The sequence below is a fragment of the Streptomyces sp. XH2 genome, assembly GCF_049725035.1.
Taxonomy (GTDB): Bacteria; Actinomycetota; Actinomycetes; order Streptomycetales; family Streptomycetaceae; genus Streptomyces; species Streptomyces roseoverticillatus.
The window spans coordinates 91,599-116,756 of the sequence record NZ_JBMMMZ010000018.1; the positions used below are offsets into that span (position 1 = coordinate 91,599).

25 protein-coding genes are annotated in these 25,158 nt (G+C 71.2%); 9 read left to right on the forward strand and 16 right to left on the reverse strand.

Annotated elements, in window-relative coordinates; genetic code table 11:
• Positions 1-48: 48 nt before the first annotated feature.
• Positions 49-1,038, reverse strand: coding sequence for a 2,3,4,5-tetrahydropyridine-2,6-dicarboxylate N-succinyltransferase (gene dapD / locus ACOTKD_RS33070; RefSeq protein ID WP_424892686.1), 990 nt, complete (start codon positions 1,036-1,038; stop codon positions 49-51).
• A 216-nt stretch (positions 1,039-1,254) separates the two neighbouring features.
• On the opposite strand from dapD, the gene ACOTKD_RS33075 reads away from it, so the two are divergent.
• Positions 1,255-2,271, forward strand: a complete 1,017-nt coding sequence (locus ACOTKD_RS33075; RefSeq protein ID WP_424892687.1) for an agmatine deiminase family protein — start codon at positions 1,255-1,257, stop codon at positions 2,269-2,271.
• 44 nt (positions 2,272-2,315) lie between these two features.
• On the opposite strand, the gene ACOTKD_RS33080 is transcribed toward ACOTKD_RS33075, so the two are convergent.
• The 8 genes from ACOTKD_RS33080 to ACOTKD_RS33115 all read right to left on the reverse strand — a co-directional run bounded on the left by ACOTKD_RS33080 (position 2,316) and on the right by ACOTKD_RS33115 (position 8,998).
• A complete protein-coding gene (locus ACOTKD_RS33080; RefSeq protein WP_424892688.1) occupies positions 2,316-2,654 on the reverse strand; it encodes a metal-sulfur cluster assembly factor in 339 nt (112 codons plus the stop codon).
• On the reverse strand, positions 2,651-3,115 hold the full coding sequence (sufU, locus tag ACOTKD_RS33085) for a Fe-S cluster assembly sulfur transfer protein SufU (protein WP_424892689.1): 465 nt from the start codon (positions 3,113-3,115) through the stop codon (positions 2,651-2,653). The genes ACOTKD_RS33080 and sufU overlap by 4 nt, the downstream gene beginning before the upstream one ends.
• Before the next feature lie 12 nt (positions 3,116-3,127).
• Entirely contained in the window at positions 3,128-4,384 is a 1,257-nt protein-coding gene (locus ACOTKD_RS33090) for a cysteine desulfurase (RefSeq protein ID WP_424892690.1), read from the reverse strand.
• On the reverse strand, positions 4,381-5,148 hold the full coding sequence (gene sufC, locus ACOTKD_RS33095; RefSeq protein ID WP_424892691.1) for a Fe-S cluster assembly ATPase SufC: 768 nt from the start codon (positions 5,146-5,148) through the stop codon (positions 4,381-4,383). Before sufC ends, ACOTKD_RS33090 begins: the two co-directional genes overlap by 4 nt.
• Positions 5,149-5,155: 7 nt before the next feature.
• Positions 5,156-5,482: a non-heme iron oxygenase ferredoxin subunit gene (locus ACOTKD_RS33100; RefSeq protein ID WP_424892692.1), complete on the reverse strand. Its 327-nt coding sequence runs from the start codon at positions 5,480-5,482 to the stop codon at positions 5,156-5,158.
• Positions 5,479-6,669: a Fe-S cluster assembly protein SufD gene (gene sufD, locus ACOTKD_RS33105; RefSeq protein WP_424892693.1), complete on the reverse strand. Its 1,191-nt coding sequence runs from the start codon at positions 6,667-6,669 to the stop codon at positions 5,479-5,481. Before sufD ends, ACOTKD_RS33100 begins: the two co-directional genes overlap by 4 nt.
• 92 nt (positions 6,670-6,761) lie before the next feature.
• A complete protein-coding gene (gene sufB, locus ACOTKD_RS33110; protein ID WP_424892694.1) occupies positions 6,762-8,183 on the reverse strand; it encodes a Fe-S cluster assembly protein SufB in 1,422 nt (473 codons plus the stop codon).
• On the reverse strand, positions 8,180-8,998 hold the full coding sequence (locus ACOTKD_RS33115) for a helix-turn-helix transcriptional regulator (RefSeq protein WP_424892695.1): 819 nt from the start codon (positions 8,996-8,998) through the stop codon (positions 8,180-8,182). Before ACOTKD_RS33115 ends, sufB begins: the two co-directional genes overlap by 4 nt.
• Positions 8,999-9,203: 205 nt before the next feature.
• On the opposite strand from ACOTKD_RS33115, the gene ACOTKD_RS33120 reads away from it, so the two are divergent.
• The 3 genes from ACOTKD_RS33120 to ACOTKD_RS33130 all read left to right on the forward strand — a co-directional run bounded on the left by ACOTKD_RS33120 (position 9,204) and on the right by ACOTKD_RS33130 (position 12,008).
• Positions 9,204-10,163, forward strand: coding sequence for an ABC transporter ATP-binding protein (locus ACOTKD_RS33120; RefSeq protein ID WP_424892696.1), 960 nt, complete (start codon positions 9,204-9,206; stop codon positions 10,161-10,163).
• The gene (locus ACOTKD_RS33125) at positions 10,160-10,945 is read left to right on the forward strand and encodes an ABC transporter permease (RefSeq protein WP_424892697.1); all 786 of its coding nucleotides are present in this window, start codon (positions 10,160-10,162) and stop codon (positions 10,943-10,945) included. Before ACOTKD_RS33120 ends, ACOTKD_RS33125 begins: the two co-directional genes overlap by 4 nt.
• Before the next feature lie 67 nt (positions 10,946-11,012).
• Complete coding sequence (locus ACOTKD_RS33130) at positions 11,013-12,008, forward strand: COX15/CtaA family protein (RefSeq protein ID WP_424892698.1); 996 nt, start codon at positions 11,013-11,015, stop codon at positions 12,006-12,008.
• Here ACOTKD_RS33130 and ACOTKD_RS33135 read toward each other — a convergent pair.
• From ACOTKD_RS33135 to ACOTKD_RS33145, 3 genes are all read right to left on the reverse strand, one after another.
• Positions 11,981-13,027, reverse strand: coding sequence for an amidohydrolase (locus ACOTKD_RS33135; protein WP_424892699.1), 1,047 nt, complete (start codon positions 13,025-13,027; stop codon positions 11,981-11,983). The genes ACOTKD_RS33130 and ACOTKD_RS33135 overlap by 28 nt on opposite strands.
• A 112-nt stretch (positions 13,028-13,139) precedes the next feature.
• Positions 13,140-13,514: a hypothetical protein gene (locus ACOTKD_RS33140; protein ID WP_424892700.1), complete on the reverse strand. Its 375-nt coding sequence runs from the start codon at positions 13,512-13,514 to the stop codon at positions 13,140-13,142.
• A gap of 24 nt (positions 13,515-13,538) precedes the next feature.
• Complete coding sequence (locus tag ACOTKD_RS33145; RefSeq protein ID WP_424892701.1) at positions 13,539-14,480, reverse strand: heme o synthase; 942 nt, start codon at positions 14,478-14,480, stop codon at positions 13,539-13,541.
• A gap of 433 nt (positions 14,481-14,913) precedes the next feature.
• Here ACOTKD_RS33145 and tkt point away from each other — a divergent pair, with 433 nt between their 5' ends.
• The 5 genes from tkt to pgl are packed head-to-tail and all read left to right on the forward strand — an operon-like array spanning position 14,914 to position 21,526.
• Positions 14,914-17,001: a transketolase gene (gene tkt / locus ACOTKD_RS33150; RefSeq protein WP_424892702.1), complete on the forward strand. Its 2,088-nt coding sequence runs from the start codon at positions 14,914-14,916 to the stop codon at positions 16,999-17,001.
• A gap of 35 nt (positions 17,002-17,036) precedes the next feature.
• A complete protein-coding gene (gene tal, locus ACOTKD_RS33155; RefSeq protein WP_424892703.1) occupies positions 17,037-18,152 on the forward strand; it encodes a transaldolase in 1,116 nt (371 codons plus the stop codon).
• A 1-nt stretch (position 18,153) separates the two neighbouring features.
• On the forward strand, positions 18,154-19,680 hold the full coding sequence (gene zwf / locus ACOTKD_RS33160) for a glucose-6-phosphate dehydrogenase (RefSeq protein ID WP_424892704.1): 1,527 nt from the start codon (positions 18,154-18,156) through the stop codon (positions 19,678-19,680).
• Complete coding sequence (gene opcA, locus ACOTKD_RS33165; protein ID WP_424892705.1) at positions 19,677-20,750, forward strand: glucose-6-phosphate dehydrogenase assembly protein OpcA; 1,074 nt, start codon at positions 19,677-19,679, stop codon at positions 20,748-20,750. Before zwf ends, opcA begins: the two co-directional genes overlap by 4 nt.
• The gene (gene pgl, locus ACOTKD_RS33170; RefSeq protein ID WP_424892706.1) at positions 20,747-21,526 is read left to right on the forward strand and encodes a 6-phosphogluconolactonase; all 780 of its coding nucleotides are present in this window, start codon (positions 20,747-20,749) and stop codon (positions 21,524-21,526) included. The genes opcA and pgl overlap by 4 nt, the downstream gene beginning before the upstream one ends.
• Positions 21,527-21,773: 247 nt before the next feature.
• Here pgl and pgi read toward each other — a convergent pair whose 3' ends face one another.
• The 4 genes from pgi to tpiA form a co-directional block, all read right to left on the reverse strand.
• Positions 21,774-23,426 (reverse strand): glucose-6-phosphate isomerase, encoded by a 1,653-nt coding sequence (gene pgi, locus ACOTKD_RS33175; RefSeq protein WP_424892741.1) that lies wholly within the window; start codon positions 23,424-23,426, stop codon positions 21,774-21,776.
• A 112-nt stretch (positions 23,427-23,538) separates the two neighbouring features.
• Positions 23,539-23,874, reverse strand: a complete 336-nt coding sequence (locus ACOTKD_RS33180) for an RNA polymerase-binding protein RbpA (protein ID WP_003957010.1) — start codon at positions 23,872-23,874, stop codon at positions 23,539-23,541.
• A gap of 161 nt (positions 23,875-24,035) precedes the next feature.
• Positions 24,036-24,266: a preprotein translocase subunit SecG gene (gene secG, locus ACOTKD_RS33185; RefSeq protein ID WP_030366610.1), complete on the reverse strand. Its 231-nt coding sequence runs from the start codon at positions 24,264-24,266 to the stop codon at positions 24,036-24,038.
• 115 nt (positions 24,267-24,381) lie between these two features.
• Complete coding sequence (tpiA, locus tag ACOTKD_RS33190; protein WP_229899659.1) at positions 24,382-25,158, reverse strand: triose-phosphate isomerase; 777 nt, start codon at positions 25,156-25,158, stop codon at positions 24,382-24,384.

Below are 25,158 nucleotides of genomic sequence, written 5' to 3' on the forward strand. Positions count from 1 at the left end.
GGCCGCACCCCTCGCCCGGGGTGCGGCCGCTCCACTGCGCCGTCCCGCTCAGTTGTGGCTGTGCAGGATCTCGTTCAGACCGCCCCAGGTGCTCTTGTACGGGCGGGCCTCGACCGCGCCGGAGGTGGAGTTGCGGCGGAAGAGGATGTTGTCGGCGCCGGAGAGCTCCAGCGCCTTGACGACCTGGCCGTCCGGCAGGGTGACGCGGGTGCCCGCGGTCACGTACAGGCCGGCCTCGACCACGCACTCGTCGCCGAGGGCGATGCCGATGCCCGACTCGGCGCCGAGCAGGCAGCGCTCGCCGATGGAGATGATCTGCTTGCCGCCGCCGGAGAGGGTGCCCATGGTGGAGGCGCCGCCGCCGATGTCGGAGCCGTCGCCCACGACGACGCCCGCGCTGATGCGGCCCTCGACCATCGAGGTGCCCAGCGTGCCGGCGTTGAAGTTGACGAAGCCCTCGTGCATGACGGTGGTGCCGGCGGCGAGGTGGGCGCCCAGGCGGACGCGGTCGGCGTCGGCGATGCGCACGCCGGACGGGGCGACGTAGTCCGTCATCCGGGGGAACTTGTCGATGCTGGTCACCTGCAGGTGCAGGCCCTCGGCGCGGGCGTTCAGGCGCACCGTCTCGACCTGGTCGACGGCGACGGGGCCGAGGGAGGTCCAGGCGACGTTGGCGAGCAGGCCGAAGATGCCGTCCAGGCTCTGGCCGTGCGGCTTCACCAGGCGGTGCGAGAGCAGGTGCAGGCGCAGGTAGGCGTCGTGGGCGTCGAGCGGCTTGTCGTCCAGCGAGGCGATGACCGTACGGACGGCCACGACCTCGACGCCCCGGCGCGGGTCCGGGCCGGCGGCCTTGAGGGCGTTCTCGCCGAGCAGCTCGGCGGCGCGCTCGGCGCTCAGGCGCTCGGTGCCGGCCGGGCCGGCGTCCTCGGTGAGCTCCGGGGCGGGGAACCAGGTGTCGAGGACGGTCCCGTCCTGGGTGATCGTGGCGAGGCCGGCGGCGACGGCGCCGGTGGTACGGGGGGCAACAGCATCGGTCATGCCCGAAAACCTAACCGGCCGGGGCCTCTCAAGGCGAACTCGCCGCCTCACGGCGAACCGGTCGCCCGGCTCATCGAGGACCACGGCTTGCGTACGGCCGTACGCATCGCGAAGGCTGTCAACGCCGGTGCCGGTGTTCCGCGTCCTCCCGGGGGAGAACCGTCCGCCTCAGAAACATCCGCCCCAGAACCGTCCGTCTTCGAAGGAGCGCCGACGATGCACCAGCCGGACCGCCGGATGCCCGGGGAGTCACAGCCCCACCTGCGGACCTTCATGGGCTGGCCGCCGGCCGGTCCCGTCTGGGGCCGGTACACCGCCGCCGTCCGCGAGGACGTCGCCGCGATCGCCCGCGTGATCGCGGAGTACGAGCCGGTGGTGATGCTCGCCGGGCCGCAGGACGCCGGAGCGGCGCGGAAGGCGTGCGGCGGGGGCGTGGAGATCGTGGAGGTGCCCGTCGACGACCTGTGGCTGCGGGACTCCGGCCCCGTCTTCGTCACCGGCCCGGACGGCACCGCGGCCGGGATCGACTTCGGCTTCAACGGCTGGGGCGGCAAGCAGGAGCACCCCCGGGACGGCCTGGTCGCGCGCCGGGTGCTGGAGGCCTTCGGGGTGCCCCGCATCGAGGCGCCGGTCGTCGCCGAGGGCGGCTCGCTGGAGTCCGACGGCGAGGGCACGCTGCTGGTCACCGAGAGCTCGCTGGTGAACGACAACCGCAACCCGGGGCACTCGCGCGACGACATCGAGAAGGCCCTCGAGGCACTGCTCGGCGCCCGCGAGGTCATCTGGCTGGAGGGCGTCCGCGGCGAGGACGTCACCGACTGCCACGTCGACGCCCTGGCCCGCTTCGCCGCCCCCGGCACGGTCCTGCTGAGCAGCCCGCCGCCCGGGGCGAAGCCGGACGTCTGGACACGCGTGTACGAGCAGGCGCGCGCCGCGCTGAAGGCGGCCACCGACGCCCACGGGCGGCCCCTGGAGGTCCTGGACCTCCCCGAGCCGGATCCGGCCGCCCTCGGCAGGCGCGGCGAGGACTTCCTCGGCTGCTACGCCAACTACTACGTGGCGAACGGCGCCGTGCTCGTCCCCCGTTTCGGCGACCGCCGCGCCGACGACCGCGCCGCGTCCCTCCTGCGCGACCTCCACCCCGGCCGCACGATCCGCCGGATCGCAATCCACGAACTGGCGGAGGGCGGCGGCGGCATCCACTGCGCCACACAGCAGCAGCCCGCCGCCTGACCGGGGTCAGGGGCGGGCTGCTGCCGTTGTGCGGAGTGCGCGGGTCAGACGTTGAAGCCGAGCGCGCGGAGCTGCTCGCGACCCTCGTCGGTGATCTTGTCCGGGCCCCACGGCGGCATCCAGACCCAGTTGATCCGGAGCTCGTTGACGATGCCTTCGGTGGCCGACTTCGCCTGGTCCTCGATGACGTCGGTCAGCGGGCAGGCCGCGGACGTCAGGGTCATGTCGAGGGTGGCGATGTTGGCGTCGTCGATGTGGATGCCGTAGATCAGGCCGAGGTTGACGACGTCGATGCCCAGCTCGGGGTCGACCACGTCGTAGAGGGCCTCGCGGACCTCCTCCTCCGTGGCCGGCTTGGTGGTCATCCCTGCGTTGTCGCTCATGCGGTCTTCCTCTCAGCGCCCTCGCCCAGTGCCTGGGCGGTCGCGTCCTTCCACGCCATCCAGCTCAGCAGAGCACACTTCACGCGCGCCGGGTACTTGGAGACGCCGGCGAACGCGACCGCGTCCTCCAGCACCTCCTCCATCGCGTCGTCCGGCTCGATGCGGCCCTTGGACTGCATCAGCTCCAGGAAGGTCTCCTGGATCTTCTGCGCCTGCTCCAGCTCCTTGCCGACGAGCAGCTCGTTGAGGACGGAGGCGCTGGCCTGGCTGATGGAGCAGCCCTGGCCCTCGTACGAGACGTCCTCGATGGTGTCGCCGGTCATGCGCACCCGCAGCGTGATCTCGTCGCCGCAGGTCGGATTGACGTGGTGCACCTCGGCGTCGCCGTCCCGCAAGCCCCGCCCGTGCGGGTGCTTGTAGTGGTCCAGGATGACGTCCTGGTACATCGAATCCAGCTTCACAAGATCCCCGCTCTACCCGAAGAAGTTCCGGACGTGCTCCAGACCCGCGACCAGGGCGTCGACCTCGCCGGGCGTGGAGTACAGGTAGAACGACGCCCGCGTGGTCGCAGGAATTCCGTACCGGAGGCAGACGGGCCGCGCGCAGTGGTGGCCGACGCGCACCGCGATGCCCTGCTCGTCGAGGACCTGGCCCACGTCGTGCGGGTGGATGTCGCCGAGCGTGAAGGAGATCGTGGCGCCGCGGTCCTCGGCCGTGGTGGGGCCGATGATCCGCAGGTCCGGGACCTCCTGGAGGCGGGTCACGGCGTACTGCGTGATCGCGTGCTCGTGGCGGGCGATGTTCTCCATGCCGATCGAGGAGAGGTAGTCCACCGCGGCGCCGAGGCCGACGGCCTGGGCGATCGGGGGCGTGCCGGCCTCGAACTTGTGCGGCGCGGGGGCGTAGGTGGAGGAGTGCATCGAGACGGTCTCGATCATCTCGCCGCCGCCGAGGAACGGCGGGAGGTCCTCCAGCAGCTCCTGACGGCCCCACAGCACGCCGATGCCGGTCGGGCCGCACATCTTGTGGCCGGTGAAGGCCACGAAGTCGGCCTGGAGGGCCTGGACGTCCAGCACCATGTGCGGGGCGGCCTGGGAGGCGTCGATCACGACGAGCGCACCGACCTCCTGGGCGCGCCGGACGATGGTCTCGACGGGGTTGACCGTGCCCATGATGTTGGAGACCAGCACGAACGAGACGACCTTGGTCTTCTCGGTGATGATCTCGTCGATGTTGGACAGGTCGAGGCGGCCGTCGTCGGTGAGGCCGAACCACTTCAGCTTCGCGCCGGTGCGCTGCGAGAGCAGCTGCCACGGGACGATGTTGGAGTGGTGCTCCATCTCCGTGATGACGATCTCGGTGTCGTGGTCGACCCGGTAGGGCTCGTCGGCCCAGCCGAGCATGTTGGCCACGAGGTTGAGCGACTCGGAGGCGTTCTTGGTGAAGATGACCTCGTCGCGGCTGGGGGCGTTGATGAAGGCGGCGACCTTGTCGCGCGCGCCCTCGTACAGCGCCGTGGCCTCCTCGGCGATGGTGTAGACGCCGCGGTGGACGTTGGCGTTGTGCCGCTCGTAGTACGCGTTGAGCGCGTCGAGCACCTGGCGCGGCTTCTGGGAGGTGGCCGCGGAGTCCAGGTAGACGATCTTCTTACCGTCGTGGACCGTGCGGTCCAGGATGGGGAAGTCCTTGCGAATCGCCTCGGTGTCGAGGAGGCCCGGCAGTATGGTCACGCGGTGACGCCGCCCTTCGTCTGGTAGGCCTCGTAGCCCTCGGACTCCAGCTTGTCGGCCAGCTCGGCGCCGCCGGACTCGACGATGCGGCCGCCGGAGAAGACGTGGACGAAGTCGGGCTTGATGTAGCGCAGGATGCGCGTGTAGTGCGTGATCAGCAGGGTGCCGACCTCGCCGGTCTCGCGGACGCGGTTGACGCCCTCGGAGACCTGGCGCAGGGCGTCGACGTCCAGGCCGGAGTCGGTCTCGTCGAGGATCGCGATCTTCGGCTTGAGGAGCTCCAGCTGGAGGATCTCGTGGCGCTTCTTCTCACCGCCGGAGAAGCCCTCGTTGACGTTGCGCTCGGCGAAGGCGGGGTCCATGTTGAGGCGCTCCATGGCCTCCTTGACCTCCTTCACCCAGGTGCGCAGCTTGGGGGCCTCGCCGCGGATGGCGGTGGCGGAGGTGCGCAGGAAGTTGGAGACCGAGACGCCGGGCACCTCGACCGGGTACTGCATGGCGAGGAAGACGCCGGCGCGGGCGCGCTCGTCGACGGACATCTCCAAGACGTTCTCGCCGTCGAGGGTGACGGTGCCGCCGGTGATCGTGTACTTGGGGTGACCCGCGAGGGAGTACGCCAGGGTCGACTTGCCGGAGCCGTTGGGGCCCATGATGGCGTGGGTCTCGCCCTGCTTCACGGTCAGGTCGACGCCCTTGAGGATCTCGCGCGGGCCGTTCTCGGCTTCGACGGAGACGTGCAGGTCGTGGATCTCAAGCGTTGCCATGGGGAACTCAGGACTCCTGGGTGACGGAGACGAGCACGTCGTCCCCTTCGATCTTGACGGGGTATACGGGGACGGGGCGCGTGGCCGGCAGGCCGGAGGGCTTTCCGGTGCGCAGGTCGAAGCTGGAGCCGTGCAGCCAGCACTCGATGGCGCAGTCCTCCACCTCGCCCTCGGAGAGCGACACGTTCGCGTGGGAGCAGATGTCGTTGATGGCGAAGACCTCGCCCTCGGTGCGGACGAGGGAGACGGCGACGCCGTCGACCTCGACCCGCTTGGGGGTGTCCTCCTCCAGGTCGCTCAGCGCGGCCACTCGGACGAAAAGGGTCTCGCTCATGCCACCGACGCCTCCAGCTCGGCCTCGATCTTGGCGATGAGGCGTTCCTCGAGTTCCGGGATGCCGATCTGCTGGACGAGCTCGGCGAAGAAGCCGCGGACGACCAGGCGGCGGGCCTCGTCGGCCGGGATGCCGCGGGCCATCAGGTAGAACAGCTGCTCGTCGTCGAAGCGGCCGGTCGCCGAGGCGTGGCCGGCGCCGACGATCTCGCCGGTCTCGATCTCCAGGTTGGGCACGGAGTCGACGCGGGCCCCGTCGGTGAGGACGAGGTTGCGGTTGAGCTCGTAGGTGTCGGTGCCCTCGGCCGCCGCGCGGATGAGGACGTCGCCGATCCAGACGGCGTGCGCGTCCTGGCCCTGCAGCGCGCCCTTGTAGGCGACGTTGCTGCGGCAGTGCGGGGTGTCGTGGTCGACGAAGAGGCGGTGCTCCTGGTGCTGGCCCTCGTCCGTGAAGTACAGGCCGTAGAGCTCGGCCTCGCCGCCGGGGGCGCCGTAGACGACCCGCGGGTGGAGGCGGACCAGGTCGCCGCCGAAGGTGACGATGACGGACTTGAAGGAGGCGTCGCGGCCGATCAGCGCGGTCTGCTGGGCGGCGTGCACCGCGGTGGCGTCCCAGTCCTGGACGGAGACGACGGTGAGCTTGGCGCCGTCGCCCACGAGGAACTCGACGTTGGCGGCGAGCGTGGTGTCACCGGTGTGGTCCAGGACGACGACGGCCTCGGCGAAGGCGCCGACCTCGACCACCTGGTGGCCGAAGGCCACGCCGCCCTCGCCGTGCACGGAGATGGTGACGGGCTCGGTGAGGACCGCGTCCTTGGGGATCGAGACGACCGAGGCCTTCTCGAAGGAGCTGTAGGCCTGGGCGGCCACGCGGTCGACGGGCTTGCCGGCCCGGCCGAGGCGGGCGTCGTCGCGGCCGACGGTCTCGACGGTGACGCCGGCGGGGGCGCTCACCTCGACCTTGACGCCGCCGCCGTTCACGCCCTTCTCAAGGGCCGAGCCGTCGTGCAGACCGCGCAGGCGCTCCAGCGGGGTGAACCGCCACTCCTCCTCGCGGCCGTGCGGCACGGGGAAGTCCGCCACGTCGTACGAGGCGGGGGCGCTCACGCGCGCGTCGATGGGCTGCTGCGGCCCGCCCACCTGGATGGCGCCGTCGGTCGTGCTGCCGGCGGGGGTGTTGTCAGCCATGGCTGTCGTCGTGCTCTCTTCCTGTCACAAAGGGTTCGCTGCTGCGGTCGGGGGCGTCCGTGCCCCTCCCCTGCCTTAAGGGCGGGGGAAGGTCAGCCGACGGAGCCTTCCATCTGCAGCTCGATCAGCCGGTTGAGCTCCAGCGCGTACTCCATGGGCAGCTCGCGGGCGATCGGCTCGACGAAGCCGCGCACGATCATCGCCATCGCCTCGTCCTCGGACAGGCCCCGGCTCATCAGGTAGAAGAGCTGGTCGTCGCTGACCTTGGAGACGGTCGCCTCGTGACCCATGGAGACGTCGTCCTCGCGGACGTCGACGTAGGGGTAGGTGTCCGAGCGGGAGATGGTGTCCACGAGCAGGGCGTCGCAGAGCACGTTCGACTTGGAGCCGTGGGCGCCCTCGCCGATCTCGATCAGGCCGCGGTAGGAGGTGCGGCCACCGCCTCGCGCCACCGACTTGGAGACGATGTTGGAGGAGGTGTTCGGCGCCATGTGGACCATCTTGGCGCCGGCGTCCTGGTGCTGGCCCTGGCCGGAGAACGCGATCGACAGCGTCTCGCCCTTGGCGTGCTCGCCCATCAGGTAGACGGCCGGGTACTTCATCGTCACCTTGGAGCCGATGTTGCCGTCGACCCACTCCATGGTCGCGCCCTCGTAGGCCACGGCACGCTTGGTGACCAGGTTGTAGACGTTGTTCGACCAGTTCTGGATCGTCGTGTAGCGGCAGCGGCCGCCCTTCTTGACGATGATCTCCACGACCGCGCTGTGCAGCGAGTCCGAGGAGTAGATCGGGGCGGTGCAGCCCTCGACGTAGTGGACGTAGGCGTCCTCGTCGACGATGATCAGCGTCCGCTCGAACTGGCCCATGTTCTCCGTGTTGATACGGAAGTAGGCCTGCAGGGGGATGTCGACGTGGACACCCTTCGGGACGTAGATGAACGAGCCGCCGGACCACACGGCGGTGTTCAGCGACGCGAACTTGTTGTCGCCGACGGGGATGACCGTGCCGAAGTACTCCTGGAAGAGCTCCGGGTGCTCCTTCAGGGCCGTGTCGGTGTCCAGGAAGATGACGCCCTGGGCCTCCAGGTCCTCACGGATCTGGTGGTAGACGACCTCCGACTCGTACTGGGCGGCGACACCGGCGACGAGGCGCTGCTTCTCGGCCTCCGGGATGCCCAGCTTGTCGTAGGTGTTCTTGATGTCCTCCGGCAGGTCCTCCCAGGAGGCGGCGGCCTTCTCGGTGGAGCGCACGAAGTACTTGATGTTGTCGAAGTCGATGCCGGAGAGGTCGGAGCCCCAGGTCGGCATGGGCTTCTTGTCGAAGAGCTTCAGACCCTTGAGACGCAGCTTGAGCATCCACTCCGGCTCGGACTTCTTCGCCGAGATGTCGCGGACGACCTCCTCGGAAAGGCCGCGCTTGGCTGCGGCGCCGGCCACGTCGGAGTCGGCCCAGCCGTATTCGTACGTGCCCAGGCCTTCGAGCTCAGGGTGGGCAGTCTCCGTGGGGAGAGTCATGCGGGGTTCCTCCCGGCCGTGCTGGCGGATGCTGTGGTGGTCTTGGTCTTGCTCTTCGGGATGAACGTCGTGCACACCCCGTCGCCGTGGGCGATGGTGGCAAGACGCTGCACATGTGTCCCGAGCAGGCGGGAGAAGACCTCGGTCTCCGCCTCGCACAGCTGCGGGAACTGCTCGGCGACATGGGCGACCGGGCAGTGGTGCTGGCAAAGCTGTTCGCCGACCGGCGCGCTACGCGCCGTAGCAGCGTACCCGTCCGCGGTCAATGCCCTGGCAAGGGCCTCCGTGCGGGATTCGGGCGGGGCCGCCTCCAGCGCCCGGCGGTAGCCCTCGGCCTGGGCGGCCATCCGGGCCCGGGCGAAGGCCGCGACCGCGGCCTCCCCCATCTCGCCGCCGCCGGCGGCCTGCGCGATCCAGCGCAGGGCGTCGCCGGCCAGCTTGTCGTAGGCCTGGTCGAAGGCGTCGCGGCCGCAGTCGGTCAGCGCGAAGGCCTTGGCGGGGCGGCCGCGGCTCCGGGCGCCGTAGACCCGCTTCTCCCGGGGCTCGACGACACCCTCGGCGACGAGGGTGTCGAGGTGGCGGCGCACGGCCGCCTGGGTGAGCTCCAGGCGAAGGGCGAGCTCGGCCGCGGTGGACGGGCCGTGGTCGAGGATGGAGCGCGCGACGCGGTTGCGGGTGCCGCGCTGCTCGTCATGGCCGTGCTCGCGACGGTCCTCCTCGCGCGCGGGCCCGGGCGCAGGCCGCTGCAACCCGGCGGCCGCGGATCCTTCCGGACCGGCCGCGGGGCCCCGTGAAGCCTCGCCCGCGTATTTCACAACACCATTGTTGCGTAATTACCCGGAGGCGGACAAGCCTCGCCCCCGCCGGCCGGCGGTGTCCTCGATCACTAAGGGTTACCTAACCGCCACCCGTCGATCTTGCCCGGAGGCCCGTGGTTCCGGGCTCCCGCGGCGGTCCCTCCGCGAACGGGTTCCACCCCGGGGCCTCCGGGGACACGCCCGGCTTCGTAGACTTCGCGCCATGCGCAGCGTCTTCCCGGGGGACACCCCCGAGGCCCCGGACCGGCCCGCGGTCGAGGTCCGCGGGCTGGTGAAGCGGTACGGACCGAAGGCCGCGGTGGACGGGCTCGACCTGTCCGTCGCCCGCGGCGGCCTCACCGCCGTCCTCGGCCCCAACGGAGCCGGCAAGACCACCACGATCGAGACCTGCGAGGGCTACCGCCGCCCCGACGCGGGCACCGTCCGCGTCCTGGGGCTCGACCCCGTCGCCGACGCGGCCGAGCTCCGCCCCCGCGTGGGCGTCATGCTGCAGAGCGGAGGGGTGTACGCGGGGGCGCGCGCGGAGGAGATGCTGCGCCACGTCGCGGCCCTGCACGCGCACCCCCTAAACGTGCCCTCCCTCATAGAACGGCTGGGCCTCGGCGGCTGCGGCCGGACGTCCTACCGGCGGCTCTCCGGCGGCCAGCAGCAGCGGCTCGCGCTCGCCATGGCCGTCGTCGGCCGCCCCGAGCTGGTCTTCCTGGACGAGCCGACCGCCGGCCTGGACCCGCAGGCCCGGCACGCCACCTGGGACCTGGTGCGCGAGCTGCGCACCGACGGCGTCACCGTCGTCCTCACCACGCACTACATGGACGAGGCCGAGGCCCTGGCCGACGACATCGCCATCATCGACAGCGGCCGGGTCATCGCCCAGGGCAGCCCCGAGGAGCTGTGCCGGGGCGGCGCGGAGAACACCCTGCGCTTCAGCGGCCGGCCCGGCCTGGACCTCACCTCGCTCCTGAAGGCCCTGCCCGCCGAATCGACGGCGGCGGAGCTGACCCCGGGCACGTACCGCGTGGGCGGCCGCATCGACCCGCAGCTGCTCGCCACGGTGACCACGTGGTGCGCGCAGAACGGCGTCATGCCGGACCGCATCGCGGTCGAGCGGCACACGCTGGAGGACGTCTTCTTGGAGCTGACCGGTAAGGAGCTGCGGGCATGAGTGATGCGATCTCGGCGGGCGACGGGGCCTTCGCCCCGCGGCCCGGTGCCGCTCCCCTCTCCCGGATGATCCGCGCGCAGGCCGCGCTGGAGACCCGCATGCTGCTGCGCAACGGCGAGCAGCTGCTGCTGACCGTCGTCATCCCCACGCTGCTGCTGGTGCTCTTCAGCGCCGTCGACATCGTCGACACGGGCGAGGGCGAAGCCGTCGACTTCCTCGCCCCGGGCGTGCTGGCGCTGGCGGTGATGTCCACGGCGTTCACCGGCCAGGCCATCGCGACCGGTTTCGAGCGCCGCTACGGCGTCCTCAAGCGGCTGGGCGCCTCGCCGCTGCCGCGCTGGGCGCTGATGACGGCGAAGACCTGCTCGGTGCTGGTCACCGAGGTGCTGCAGGTCGTGCTGCTGACGGTGATCGCCTTCGCGCTGGGCTGGTCGCCGCAGGGCAATCCCCTCGCGGTCGTGCTGCTGCTCGTGCTGGGCACGGCGGCGTTCTCCGGGCTGGGGCTGCTGATGGCCGGCGCGCTGAAGGCGGAGGTGACGCTCGCCGCGGCGAACCTCGTCTTCCTCCTGCTGCTGGTCGGCGGCGGCGTGATCGTGCCGATGGAGAAGTTCCCGGGCGGGGTGCGGGCGGTGCTGGAGCTGCTGCCGATCTCGGCGCTCTCGGACGGCCTGCGGGACGTCCTGCAGCACGGCGCGGGCATGCCGTGGGGAGACCTCGGCATCCTCGCCGTCTGGGCGGTGCTGGGCCTCGGGGCGGCGGCGAAGTTCTTCCGCTGGGAGTGACGGCGCGGAAACACACGACGCGCACCCCTCGTGAATCCGTGCACAAGCTCCCCTTTACGATGAGCCCGTGCCGAAAACGCTGAACCCCCTCCAGATCGTCGCCGACCGCTGGCAGCCGTCCGCGCGCTTCGTCGAGCGAGCGGCCCTCGCCTGCGTGGTGATGGGCGTGGTCATCGTGGTGACGGGCGGCGCGGTCCGGCTCACCCAGTCGGGGCTCGGCTGCCCGACGTGGCCCACCTGCACCGAGGACAGCCTGACGCCCACCCCGGAGATGGGCATCAACGGCGTCATCGAGTTCACCAACCGCATGCTGACGTACGTGCTCTGCGCGATCGTCGGCGTGGCGATCGTGGCGGCCCGCGCGCGTGCCCCGCGCCGCCGTCCCCTGACGCGGCTGGGCTGGGCCCAGTTCTGGCTGATCGCGAGCAACGGCATCATCGGCGGCATCACCGTGCTGACGGGCCTCAACCCGTACATCGTCGCCCTGCACTTCCTCGCGGCGACCGCGCTGCTGACGGTGGCCGTGGTGATGTGGCACCGCTCGGGCGAGGGCGACGACTCACCGCGCGACCTGGTGGCGCGTCCGGTGCGGCAGCTCAGCTGGGTCCTGGTCGCGGCGACCACCGTGCTGATCCTCGTCGGCACGGTCGTCACCGGCTCCGGCCGGCACGCGGGCGACGCCAAGAAGGACGTCCACCGCATCCCGCTGGACTGGCGCGAGGTCACCCAGCTGCACGTCGACTTCGTCTACATCGTGGTCGGCCTGACCATCGCCCTGTGGTTCGTGCTGCGGGCCGTGAAGGCGCCGGCCGTGCCGCGCCGCCGGACCGTGGAGCTGTTCGCCGTCCTGATGTTCCAGGGCGTCATCGGCTACGTGCAGTACTTCAACGACGAGCCCGAGGTCGTCGTCGGCGCCCACATGTTCGGCTCCTGCCTGGTGTGGATCGCCGTGCTGCGGGTCTTCCTGTCGCTGCGCGACCGCGGCGGGCAGCCCGTCCTGCCCGCCCCCGCGGACGGGCACGAGGCCGTCCCGGCTCAGCCGGCCGGCGCGTCCAGCCGGTAGATCCTGCGGGCGGTGCCGGCCGCGACGAGCGAGGCGATCCTGCACGCGTCCGCCCGCCGGCACCAGCCGTCGGCCACCCAGTCGCTCATGAGCCGTTCCATGGCCTGCGAGAACGACCGGGCGGCGACCACGTAGAGCTCCGCCGGGCCGCGCGCGCCGGAGGAGAACAGCAGCTTGCCGAAGGGCGCCTCACGCAGCGTCTCCTCAGGAAGCCGCCCCACGTCCGCGTAGACGTGCGGGAAGGCGCCGGCGAGCTGCGCGGCCTCCCGGTGGTGCCAGGGGTCCGGCAGCAGCACCAGATCGCACCCCAGGCCCGCCGTGGCCCGCAGGAAGCGGGTCAGCCGCAGCGGGTCGGAGCAGTGCAGCTGGACGGGGAGCCCGGCGGCGAGCGCGCTCCACAGCAGGTGGCGGGCGAGGACGGGGTCGTCCAGCCGGCCGCCCGGGCGGCGCGACCGCAGCCACTGCCCCGCGGCCCTGCGCACCTCCGCCAGGCCCGGCGGGCTCCCGTCGCAGAAGGGGAGACTGCAGGCGAACGCGATGGCGCCGCGGGCGGCCGCGTAGAGCGCCTCGGCCGTGTACGCGGTGAAGGAGTCCGCGCTCCCGGAGGTGTCCGCGACCTGCTCGGCGAGCGGTTCGAGCCGGACGACCTCGTGCGCGCTGCCGTCGGCGGCCCCGGCGAGCTCGGCGGCCGAGGTGAGGGCGCTCGTTTCCCCCGTCTCCAGCAGGAACGTGCCGATGCCGGCGCCGCGCAGCAGCAGCTGCCCGGCCCGGTAGGCGCCCAGCTCGCGGCGGCGCGCCAGGTAGCGGACGGGAGAGCAGTGCGGGTCCAGGCCGAGGAGCGGCGGGCACCAGCGGCGCAGGGCGAGCCCCGTGCGGCTGTCGAAGAAGGACGTGCCGGGCGGGGCCGGGCCCGCTGCGCCCGCGGCCGCGGCCAGATGCGCCTCGAACCCGCCGAGTCCCAGCTCGCCGTGGACCGCGCCGTGGCTGTGCTGGTCGACGAGCGGCGGCATGCCGTCCATCCGCCCCCCTCGTGCCGTCCCCGCCCCGAGCGGCGCGCGTGCGGCCGCTCCCCGGGGGTCTAACGGCCGAGGGGCTCGTCGGTTATCGGCAGTCGCCGGCCCGGCCGCCGGGTCAGCCGGCGGCGGGGTTGGCCGGGCCGCCGACCTGGATGCCGGCCATGCGCGACCACTCGTACGGGCCGGTGCGGACCTTGGCGGCGAGCTCGCCGTCGAAGTCGTCGTGGAGGGTCAGCCCGGCCTTCTCGGCGGCCTTCTGCGCGACGTCCAGGGAGGGGGCGACGAGGTTGCCCCACTCGCCGTCGGCGCCCACGAGGGCGATCCGTACGGTGCCGCGGGCGATGTGGGCCAGCTGGCCCTCGGCGGAGCCGCCGTGGCCCTTGGCGAAGGTGTCGATCTGACGGGCGAGCCGGGCGGCCTTGCGGTCCGCCCGGGCGTCGGGTGCGGCGTTGCCGGCCGTGCCGTCCTGCGGGGTGGTGTCATCTGCCATGCCGCAGATGCTACCCACCGGTAATTAACGAAGGAAGGGATCCACGGCCACTGCGACGAACAGCAGCGACACGTAGGTGATGGACCAGTGGAAGAGCCGCATCTCCTTGAGCTTCGCGCCCGTGATGCCGGCGTTGGCGCGCAGCTGCAGGGCGTGCGCCTCCTTCAGCCAGAAGCCGCCCAGCGCCGCCGCGACGACCGTGTAGAACCAGCCGGTGTAGCCGAGCGGCTGCAGGGAGAGCGAGACGAGGACCATCACCCAGCTGTAGAGGACGATCTGCTTGGCGACCGCCTTGTTGCCCGCGATGACGGGCAGCATCGGCACGCCCACGCGCTCGTAGTCGTCCTTGACCTTCATCGACAGCGGCCAGTAGTGCGGCGGCGTCCAGAAGAAGATCACCAGGAACAGGACGACGGCGGCCCAGGAGACGGAGTTCGCGACGGCCGACCAGCCGATGATGACCGGCATGCAGCCCGCGATGCCGCCCCACACGATGTTCTGCGCGGTGCGCCGCTTGAGGATCATCGTGTAGATGACGACGTAGAAGGCGTTGGCGCCGAGGGAGAGCATCGCCGACAGCGGGTTGACCAGGAACCAGAACCACAGGGTCGAGCCCACCGTCAGCACGGAGGCGAAGACCAGGCACTCCTTCGGGGAGACCATGCCGGTCACCAGCGGGCGCTGCGACGTGCGGTCCATCAGGGCGTCGATGTCGCGGTCGTACCACATGTTGAACGCACCGGCGCCGCCCGCGGACAGGTAGCCGCCGATGCAGGTGGCCAGGACCAGCCACAGGTCGGGCACGCCCTGGGCCGCGAGGAACATCACCGGCACGGTGGTCATCAGCAGCAACTCGATGACACGCGGCTTGGTCAGCGCCACGAACGCCTTGGCACGGGCCCCGAACGGCCGGTGACCGGGGCTCTCGGTGAGCACCCCCGCAGGACGGGATTCGACGGCCGTCACGCACACCCCTGACAGAGATAAGGCCAGCAAGCACATCCGGGACGGAAAGCCCGGTAAAGACTTGCGCGTACCACGCCACTTTAGACGCAGGCGATGGCACGGCCTCCGCCGGGGTGGGTCGTGTTGAGGGCGCGCGCAACGGATCACGGACGCCCCGCCGCGCGCCCCGGACACCGCCGCGGAGCTCCCCGGACATGACGCAACGGTCGCCTTCGGGAGGCGGGCGGGCGCGCCGCCCGGCAGGCTGGACCCAGGGCGCCGCACCCGCGGCGGGAATCCCTGCCGCCGCGATTCGCTTGCCCGGGAGCGGGCAGCCGACTGTACGTCGAAAAGATGCGCGTCCCCGCAGGGGTAGGCTCGACCACGCCGCGTCGTGGCGGAACATACCGCCCCCGGCAGACAAGACCATGTGGAGAGGAGCCCTGATCCAAGGGTGAGCACCAAGCCGACCACCACAGACCTCGAATGGACCGAACTGGACCAGCGGGCCGTCGATACCGCCCGCGTCCTGGCCATGGACTCCGTGCAGAAGGTCGGCAACGGCCATCCGGGCACGGCCATGAGCCTGGCGCCCGCCGCCTATCTGCTGTTCCAGAAGATGATGCGGCACGACCCCAGTGACGCCGACTGGACCGGTCGCGACCGCTTCGTCCTCTCCCCCGGCCACACCAGCCTGACGCTGTACATCCAGCTCTTCATGGCGGGCTACGGCCTGGAGCTGTCGGACCTGAAGTCCTTCCGCACCTGGGACAGCAAGACCCCCGGCCACCCGGAGCACGGCCACACGCGGGGCGTGGAGACCACCACCGGCCCCCTCGGCCAGGGCATCGCCAACGCCGTGGGCATGGCCATGGCCGCCCGCTACGAGCGCGGTCTGTTCGACCCGGAGGCGCCGGCGGGCACCTCCCCGTTCGACCACACCATCTGGGCGATCGTCTCCGACGGCGACCTGGAGGAGGGCATCTCGGCCGAGGCGTCCTCGCTCGCCGGCCACCAGAAGCTCGGCAACATCGTCGCGCTCTACGACGACAACCACATCTCGATCGAGGGCGACACCGAGACCGCGTTCTCCGAGGACGTCCTGGGGCGCTACGAGGCGTACGGCTGGCACGTCCAGCGCATCGAGCAGGGCGCCGACGGCGACTTCGACATCCACGCGCTGCACGCCGCGCTGAAGGCCGCGCAGGAGGAGACCGAGCGTCCCTCGATCATCGCCGCGCGCACGATCATCGCCTGGCCGGCCCCGAACGCCCAGAACACCGAGGCGTCGCACGGCTCCGCGCTGGGCGAGGCCGAGGTCGCCGCGACCAAGAAGGTCATGGGCTTCGACCCCGAGCAGCACTTCCAGGTCGAGGACGAGGTCTTCGCCCACGTCCGCAAGGTCGTCGACCGCGGCCGCGAGGCCCACGCCACGTGGGACAAGCGCATCCAGGAGTGGCGCGAGGCCAACCCGGAGCGCGCCGCCGAGTTCGACCGGATCGTCGCGGGCGAGCTGCCCGACGGCTGGGAGAAGGCCGTCCCGGTCTTCCCGGCCGGCAAGGACGTCGCCACCCGCAAGGCGTCGGGTGAGGTCCTCAAGGCGCTGGGCGGCGTGATCCCCGAGCTGTGGGGCGGCTCCGCCGACCTCGCCGGTTCGAACAACACCACGATCGACCCGTCGTCGTCCTTCCTCCCGGTGGGCAACCCGCTGCCGGAGGCGAACCCCTACGGCCGCACGATCCACTTCGGCATCCGCGAGCACGCCATGGGTTCGACCATGAACGGCATCGCGCTGCACGGCAACACCCGCGTCTACGGCGGCACCTTCCTGGTGTTCTCCGACTACATGCGCCCGGCGGTCCGCCTGGCCGCGCTGATGAAGCTGCCGGTCACCTACGTGTGGACGCACGACTCCATCGGCCTCGGCGAGGACGGCCCCACCCACCAGCCGGTCGAGCACATGGCCGCCCTGCGCGCCATCCCGGGCCTGAACATGGTCCGCCCGGCCGACGCCAACGAGACGGCCATCGCCTGGCGCGAGATCACCAAGCGCCACACCGTCAAGCCCGCGCCGCACGGTCTGGCCCTCACCCGCCAGAACGTCCCGACGTACGAGGCGAACGAGGGTGTGGCCAAGGGTGGCTACGTCCTGTTCGAGGCCGAGGGCGGCCGCCCGCAGGTGATCCTGATCGGCACCGGCTCCGAGGTCCAGCTGGCCGTCGAGGCCCGCGAGCAGCTCCAGGCCGAGGGCATCCCGACCCGCGTGGTCTCGATGCCGTCCGTCGAGTGGTTCGAGGAGCAGGACCAGGCGTACCGCGACGGCGTGCTGCTGCCGGACGTCAAGGCCCGGGTCGCCGTCGAGGCGGGCATCGGCCTGACCTGGCACCGCTACGTCGGCGAGGCCGGCCGCATCGTGTCGCTGGAGCACTTCGGCGCCTCCGCCGACTACAAGGTGCTCTACCGCGAGTTCGGTCTGACCACCGAGGCCGTCGTCGCGGCCGCGCGCGAGTCGATCGAGCACGCCGACGCCGCCCGCCGCTGACGCCCCTTTACGAGCAAGTAGGAGATGCAGAACCCATGACAGACGCACTCAAGCGCCTCTCCGACGAAGGCGTCGCGATCTGGCTGGACGACCTGTCCCGCAAGCGCATCACGTCCGGCAACCTGGCCGAGCTGATCGACCAGAGCCACGTCGTGGGCGTCACGACGAACCCGTCGATCTTCCAGAAGGCGATCTCCAGCGGTGAGGGCTACGAGCAGCAGCTCGCCGACCTCGCGGCCCGCAAGGTCACCGTCGACGAGGCCATCCGCATGATCACCACGGCGGACGTGCGCGACGCCGCCGACATCCTGCGCCCGGTCTTCGACGCCACGAACGGCCAGGACGGCCGGGTCTCCATCGAGGTCGACCCCCGTCTGGCGCACGACACCAAGGCCACCGTCGCCGAGGCCAAGCAGCTGGCCTGGCTGGTGGACCGCCCCAACACGCTGATCAAGATCCCGGCCACCAAGGCGGGCCTGCCGGCGATCGCCGACGTGATCGGCAAGGGCATCAGCGTCAACGTCACGCTGATCTTCTCCCTCGAGCGCTACCGCGCGGTCATGGACGCCTACCTGACCGGTCTGGAGCAGGCCAAGGCCGCGGGCCTGGACCTGTCCCTGATCCACTCGGTCGCGTCCTTCTTCGTGTCCCGCGTGGACACCGAGATCGACAAGCGCCTGGACGCCCTGGGCACCGACGAGGCCAAGGCGCTGCGCGGCAAGGCCGCCCTCGCCAACGCCCGCCTGGCCTACCAGGCCTACGAGGAGGTCTTCTCCTCGGACCGCTGGGCCGTCCTGGAGAAGGCCGGCGCCAACAAGCAGCGTGCGCTGTGGGCCTCGACCGGCGTCAAGGACCCGGCCTACAAGGACACGCTGTACGTGGACGACCTGGTCGCCCCGAACACGGTCAACACCATGCCGGAGGCCACCCTGGAGGCCACGGCCGACCACGGGCGGATCACCGGTGACACGGTGCGCGGCACGTACGAGCAGGCCAAGGCCGAGCTCGACGCGATCGCCAAGGTCGGGATCTCGTACGACGAGGTCGTGCAGCTCCTGGAGGACGAGGGCGTCGACAAGTTCGAGCAGTCCTGGAACGACCTGCTGAAGTCCACCGAGGCGGAGCTCAAGCGCCTCGCTCCGGAGGCGTGAATTGAGCACAAGCAGCAATCCGCTGCGTGACGCTCTGGACCGACGGCTCCCGCGTATCGCGGGGCCGTCGGGCCTGGTCATCTTTGGCGTCACGGGCGATTTGTCCAGGAAAAAGCTGATGCCGGCGGTGTACGACCTCGCCAACCGGGGTCTGCTGCCGCCGGGCTTCTCGCTCATCGGCTTCGCGCGCCGCGACTGGGAGAACGAGGACTTCGCACAGATCGTCCACGACGCCGTCAAGGAGCACGCCCGCACGCCCTTCCGCGAGGAGGTCTGGCAGCAGCTGGTCCAGGGCTGCCGCTTCGTGCAGGGCGACTTCGACGACGACGAGGCCTTCGAGAAGCTCAAGAGCACCGTCCAGGAGCTCGACCAGGCCCAGGGCACGGGCGGCAACTTCGCCTTCTACCTCTCGGTGCCGCCGAAGTGGTTCCCCAAGGTCGTCCAGCAGCTCAAGAAGCACGGCCTGGCCGAGCAGAAGGAGGGCTCCTGGCGGCGCGCCGTCATCGAGAAGCCCTTCGGCCACGACCTGGCCAGCGCCCAGGAGCTCAACCGGATCGTCCACGAGGTCTTCCCGACCGAAGAGGTCTTCCGGATCGACCACTACCTCGGCAAGGAGACCGTCCAGAACATCCTGGCGCTCCGCTTCGCCAACACCCTCTTCGAGCCGATCTGGAACCGGTCCTACGTCGACCACGTGCAGATCACCATGGCCGAGGACATCGGCATCGGCGGCCGCGCCGGCTACTACGACGGCATCGGCGCCGCCCGCGACGTCATCCAGAACCACCTCCTCCAGCTGCTCGCGCTGACCGCCATGGAGGAGCCCGCCTCCTTCGATGCGGACGCGCTGGTCGCCGAGAAGACCAAGGTGCTGGGCGCCGTCCGGCTGCCCAAGGACCTCGGCAAGGAGACCGTCCGCGGCCAGTACGCGCACGGCTGGCAGGGCGGCGAGGAGGTCGTCGGCTACCTGGAGGAAGAGGGCATCGACCCCCACTCCAAGACCGACACCTACGCCGCGATCAAGCTGGAGATCGACAACCGCCGCTGGGCGGGCGTCCCCTTCTACCTGCGCACCGGCAAGCGCCTGGGCCGCCGCGTCACCGAGATCGCGGTCGTCTTCCAGCGCGCCCCGCACTCGCCCTTCGACCACACCGCCACCGAGGAGCTCGGGCAGAACGCCCTGGTCATCCGGGTGCAGCCGGACGAGGGCGTCACCATGCGGTTCGGCTCCAAGGTGCCCGGCACCCAGATGGAGGTCCGGGACGTCTCGATGGACTTCGCCTACGGCGAGTCCTTCACCGAGTCCAGCCCCGAGGCCTACGAGCGGCTCATCCTCGATGTCCTGCTGGGCGACGCCAACCTCTTCCCGCGCCTGAAGGAGGTCGAGCTGTCCTGGCAGATCCTCGACCCCATCGAGGAGTACTGGGACAAGAACGGCAAGCCCGCGTCCTACCCCGCCGGCACCTGGGGCCCGGTCGAAGCGGACGAGATGCTCGCACGAGACGGACGGAGCTGGCGCCGGCCATGAAGATCGACCTCACGGACACCACCTCCAGCAAGATCAACCACGCCCTGGTCCAGGGCCGCCGCGCGATCGGCACCCCGGCCATCGGCATGGTGCTCACCCTCGTCATCGTCACCGACGAGGAGCACGCCTACGACGCGCTCAAGGCCGCCAACGAGGCGTCCCGCGAGCACCCCTCGCGCAAGCTCGTCGTCATCAAGCGCGTCAGCCGCTCCCCGCGCGACCGCGCCAAGGCCCGCCTCGACGCCGAGGTCCGCGTCGGCACCTCCGCCGGCACCGGCGAGACGGTCGTCCTGCGGCTCTACGGCGACGTGATGGACCACGCCCAGTCGGTCGTCCTGCCGCTGCTGCTGCCGGACGCCCCCGTCGTCGTCTGGTGGCCGGTCTCCTCCCCGGCCGACCCCCACGAGGACCCACTGGGCGCCCTCGGCCAGCGCCGCGTCACCGACGCGTACGCCGCCGAGGACCCCGTCAAGGAGCTGTCGGCCCGCTCGGCGCACTACACGCCCGGCGACACCGACCTCGCCTGGGCCCGGATCACGCCGTGGCGCTCCATGCTCGCGGCCGCCCTGGACCAGCAGCACGCCGACGTCGTCTCCGCGGAGGTCGAGGGCGAGGGCTACAACCCCAGCGCCGAGCTCCTCGCCCTGTGGCTCGCCGACCGCCTCGGCGTCCCGGTGCGCCGCACCGTCTCCGACGGCCCCGGCCTCACCGCCGTCCGCCTGGAGACCCGGAACGGGCCCGTCGTCCTGCACCGCCCGGACGGCTCCCTGGCCACGCTCTCCATGCCCGGCCAGCCCGACCGCGCCGTCGCCCTCCAGCGGCGCGAGACGGCGGAGCTCCTCGCGGAGGAGCTGCGCCGGCTCGACCCGGACGACATCTACCAGGCCGCCCTCAAGTACGGGGTGGACCGGCTGAACGAGGCACCGCCCGCGGCGCCGGCCCCGAAGGCACCGGCCGCCGAGGCTCCGGCTGCTGCCGAGGAGAAGGCCGACGAGGCTCCGGAGGCCGGGGAGAAGGCCGCCCCGGCCCCCGCCAAGAAGGCCGGCGGCAAGAAGGCGGCCGGCAAGTGAGCACTCCGCAGATCGTCGTCCACCGGGACAAGGAGCTGATGGCGCAGGCCGCGGCGGCCCGGCTGATCACGAAGATCGTCGACGCCCAGGCCGCCCGCGGCTCGGCGTCCGTGGTCCTCACCGGCGGGCGCAACGGCAACGGGCTGCTCGCGGCCCTCGCCGCGGCGCCCGCCCGGGACGCGGTCGACTGGTCGCGCCTGGACCTGTGGTGGGGCGACGAGCGGTTCCTCCCCGAGGGCGACCCGGAGCGCAACGCCACGCAGGCCCGCGAGGCCCTGCTCGACGCCGTCGACCTCGACCCGGCCCGGGTGCACTACATGCCCGCGGCCGACGGCAGCCACGACGACGCGGACGCGGCGGCCGAGGCGTACGCGGCGGAGCTGGCCGCGGCCGCACGCCCGGAGGACCACGGCCCCGTGCCGTCCTTCGACGTGCTCCTGCTGGGCGTCGGCCCCGACACGCACGTCGCGTCCCTCTTCCCCGAGATGCCGGGCGTACGGGAGACCGAGCGCACGGTCGTGGGCGTCCACGGCGCGCCCAAGCCGCCGCCGACCAGGGTCTCGCTGACCCTGCCGGCGATCCGCGCGGCGCGGGAGGTCTGGCTGCTCGCCGCGGGCGAGGACAAGGCGAACGCCGTTGCGCTCGCGCTGAGCGGTGCGGGCGAGATCCAGGCGCCGGCTGCCGGCGCGTGCGGCCGCAGCCGCACGCTGTGGCTGCTGGACGCGGCCGCGGCGGCGCGGCTGCCGCGGGGGCTGTATCCCCCGGCGTCGCCCTGACGGCACGTATGCCAACGGCCCGGCTCCCGTTCTTCGGGGGCCGGGCCGTCGTCTTGGCACCGCCGGACAGGCCGATGGTGGCTGAGCACCGCTGCGGCGGAAGAGAAGGGCGCGAGCGCCCTTCGCCCGGTCAAGGACGCGGCGCATCCTTGACACCGCCGCCACGGCGCTCAGCCACTCTCGACGCGTCCGGCGGTGCCGGAACCGCCTCAGGCCGGGCGCCCGGCCCCGCCCGAGGGCGCGGCGGCTAGCGCCCGCGGAGCTCTCGGTAGCGCGACACGAGCGCCGCCGTGGACGCATCCAGCCCCGGAACGTCCGCGCCCTCCGTCAGCGCCGGCTCCACCCGCTTGGCGAGCACCTTCCCCAGCTCGACGCCCCACTGGTCGAAGGAGTCGATGTTCCAGATCGCACCCTGGACGAACACCTTGTGCTCGTACAGGGCGATCAGCTGCCCCAGCACCGACGGCGTCAGCTCGCTCGCGAGGATCGTCGTCGTCGGGTGGTTCCCGCGGAACGTCTTGTGGGGGACGAGCTCGGCGGGAACGCCCTCCGCCGCGACCTCTTCCGGCGTCTTGCCGAAGGCCAGCGCCTGGCCCTGGGCGAACAGGTTGGCCATCAGCAGGTCGTGCTGGGCCACCAGCCCCGGCCGGAGGTCGTCGACGGGCCGCGCGAAGCCGAGCAGGTCGGCCGGGATCAGCTTCGTGCCCTGGTGGATCAACTGGTAATACGCGTGCTGGCCGTTCGTGCCGGGGGTGCCCCAGACGACGGGCCCGGTCTGCCAGCTGACGGGCCGTCCCTCGCGGTCGACCGACTTGCCGTTGGACTCCATGTCCAGCTGCTGCAGGTACGCGGCGAACTTCGACAGGTAGTGGCTGTAGGGCAGGACCGCGTGCGACTGGGCGCCGTGGAAGTTGCCGTACCAGACGCCCAGCAGGCCAAGCAGCAGCGGTGCGTTCTCCTCGAAGGGCGCCGTGCGGAAGTGCTCGTCGACGAGGTGGAAGCCGGCGAGCATCTCGCGGAAGCGGTCCGGGCCGATGGCGAGCATCAGGGAGAGCCCGATGGCCGAGTCGTAGGAGTAGCGGCCGCCGACCCAGTCCCAGAACTCGAACATGTTGGTGGTGTCGATGCCGAACTCGGAGACCTTCTCCTCGTTCGTCGACAGGGCGACGAAGTGCTTGGCGACGGCGTCCTCGCCGGCCCGCAGCTCGGTCAGCAGCCAGTTCCGCGCGGAGGTGGCGTTGGTGATGGTCTCGATCGTCGTGAACGTCTTGGAGGCGACGATGAAGAGCGTCTCGGCGGCGTCGAGGCCCTGCAGGGCCTCGTGCAGGTCGGCGCCGTCCACGTTGGAGACGAAACGGAACGTCAGGTCGCGGGCGGTGTAGGCGCGCAGCGCCTCGTAGGCCATCGCCGGACCGAGGTCGGATCCGCCGATGCCGATGTTGACGACGTTCTTGATGGGCCGGCCCGTGTGGCCCTTCCAGTCGCCGGAGAGCACGCGGTCGCAGAAGACCTGCATCTTGCGCAGCACGGCGTGGACGGCCGGGACGACGTTCTCGCCGTCGACCTTGACGACGGAGGACTCCGGGGCGCGCAGCGCGGTGTGCAGCACGGCGCGGCCCTCGGTGGTGTTGATCTTCTCGCCGCGGAACATGGCGTCGCGCAGCTCCGCGACGCCCGCGGCCGCGGCGAGCTCGCGCAGCAGGCGCAGGGTCTCGTCGGTGACGAGGTGCTTGGAGTAGTCCAAGTGGAGGTCGCCGACGGTGAGGGCGTACGTCTCGGCCCGCCGCGGATCGTCCGCGAAGAGCTCGCGCAGGTGCACCTCCCCCAGTTCGTCCCGGTGCTTGGCCAGAGCGTTCCACTCCGGGGTCCGGTCCAGCCTGGTGCGGTCCTCTGCGTTCATCTCGGACATCAGCCCATTCATTCTCGTAACTGCCCCGCCGCCCTCCAACCTAATTGATCTGCGGTCGGTTCGAGCGCAACACGAAACGGCACCCACGAGGGGTGCCGTTCGGTCAGATCTCTCCGCGGAGCTTCGCGAGCGCCTCGGCCAGGATCGCCTCGCCGTCGGCGTCGCTGCGCCGCTCGCGGACGTAGGCGAGGTGGGTCTTGTACGGCTCGGTGCGCGGCGGGTCCGGCGGATTGTCCCGGTCCTGGCCTGCCGGGAAGCCGCAGCGCGGGCAGTCCCACGTGTCCGGCACCTGTGCGTCGCTGGCGAAGCTCGGCTGCGTCTCGTGCCCGTTAGAGCACCAGAAGGAGATGCGGAGGCGCGGCGCGGACTCGCCCCGCTCGGCCTCACCCATCGGCCCCGCTCCGACCCGGCTTCCCCGGATCGCGTTGCCACTTGCCACGGTCGTAACTCCCTGCGTAATGGTGCTGCGGACCGTCTGAACCGACGGCTCCGCTGCGGGCGCCCCAGTCTACGTAAGGCCCAACGCGCGTCCAGTGGCAGGAGTTACAGCCCGGCCGTGAGGACGCGACCTCAATGATAGGCCGCGCTCACGACGGTACGTCAGCTATCGAGCTTCATCAGCAGGCCGAGTGCGACGATGCACGCGAACCAGAGCAGGCCGACGACCACGGTGATGCGGTCGAGGTTGCGCTCGGCGACGGAGGAACCGCCGACGGAGGACTGCATGCCACCGCCGAACATGTCGGACAGGCCGCCGCCCTTCCCCTTGTGCATGAGCACCAGCATCATCATCAGCACGCTGAAGATGATGAGGGCGATCGAGAACCCCATGACCACGGCTGGACCAACTCTCTCGGACGGTAGACGGTGAGGGGCCGGGTGGCGCGAACGCGCCGGTCCCGGCCCCGACAGGGTACGACGAGGGATGCTCCTCGTCATAGCGCTGCTACTGGTCGCGGAAGCGCACGATCTTGACGAAGTCGTCCACGTCCAGCGCGGCGCCGCCGATCAGGGCGCCGTCGACGTCCGGCTGCGCCATGATCGCGGCGATGTTGCCGGACTTGACGGAGCCGCCGTACTGGATGCGGATCTTGTCGGCGACCTCACGGCCGTAGAGCTCGGCGAGGCGGCCGCGGATGGCCCCGCAGACCTCCTGGGCGTCCTCGGGCGTGGCGACCTCGCCGGTGCCGATGGCCCACACCGGCTCGTAGGCGATGACGATGCTCTCGGCCTGCTCGGCCGGGACGTCCTTGAGGGCGCCGTCGACCTGCGCGAGGGTGTGCGCGACCTGGCCGCCGGCCTTGCGGACGTCCAGGCCCTCGCCGACGCACAGGATCGGGGTCAGCCCGTGCCGGTAGGCGGCCTTGACCTTGGCGTTGCAGATCTCGTCCGACTCGCCGTGGTACTGGCGGCGCTCGGAGTGCCCGATCGCCACGTAGGTGCACTTCAGCTTGGCGAGCATGGCGCCGGAGATCTCGCCGGTGTACGCGCCGGAGTCGAACGCCGAGACGTCCTGGGCACCGTACTTGATCTTCAGCTTGTCGCCGTCGACCAGCGTCTGCACCGAGCGGAGGTCGGTGAAGGGCGGCAGGACGGCGACCTCGGTGCCCTCGTAGTCCTTGTCGGCGAGCGCGAAGGCGAGCTTCTGGACGTGGGCGATGGCCTCGAGGTGGTTGAGGTTCATCTTCCAGTTGCCCGCCATCAGCGGGGTACGTGCACTCAC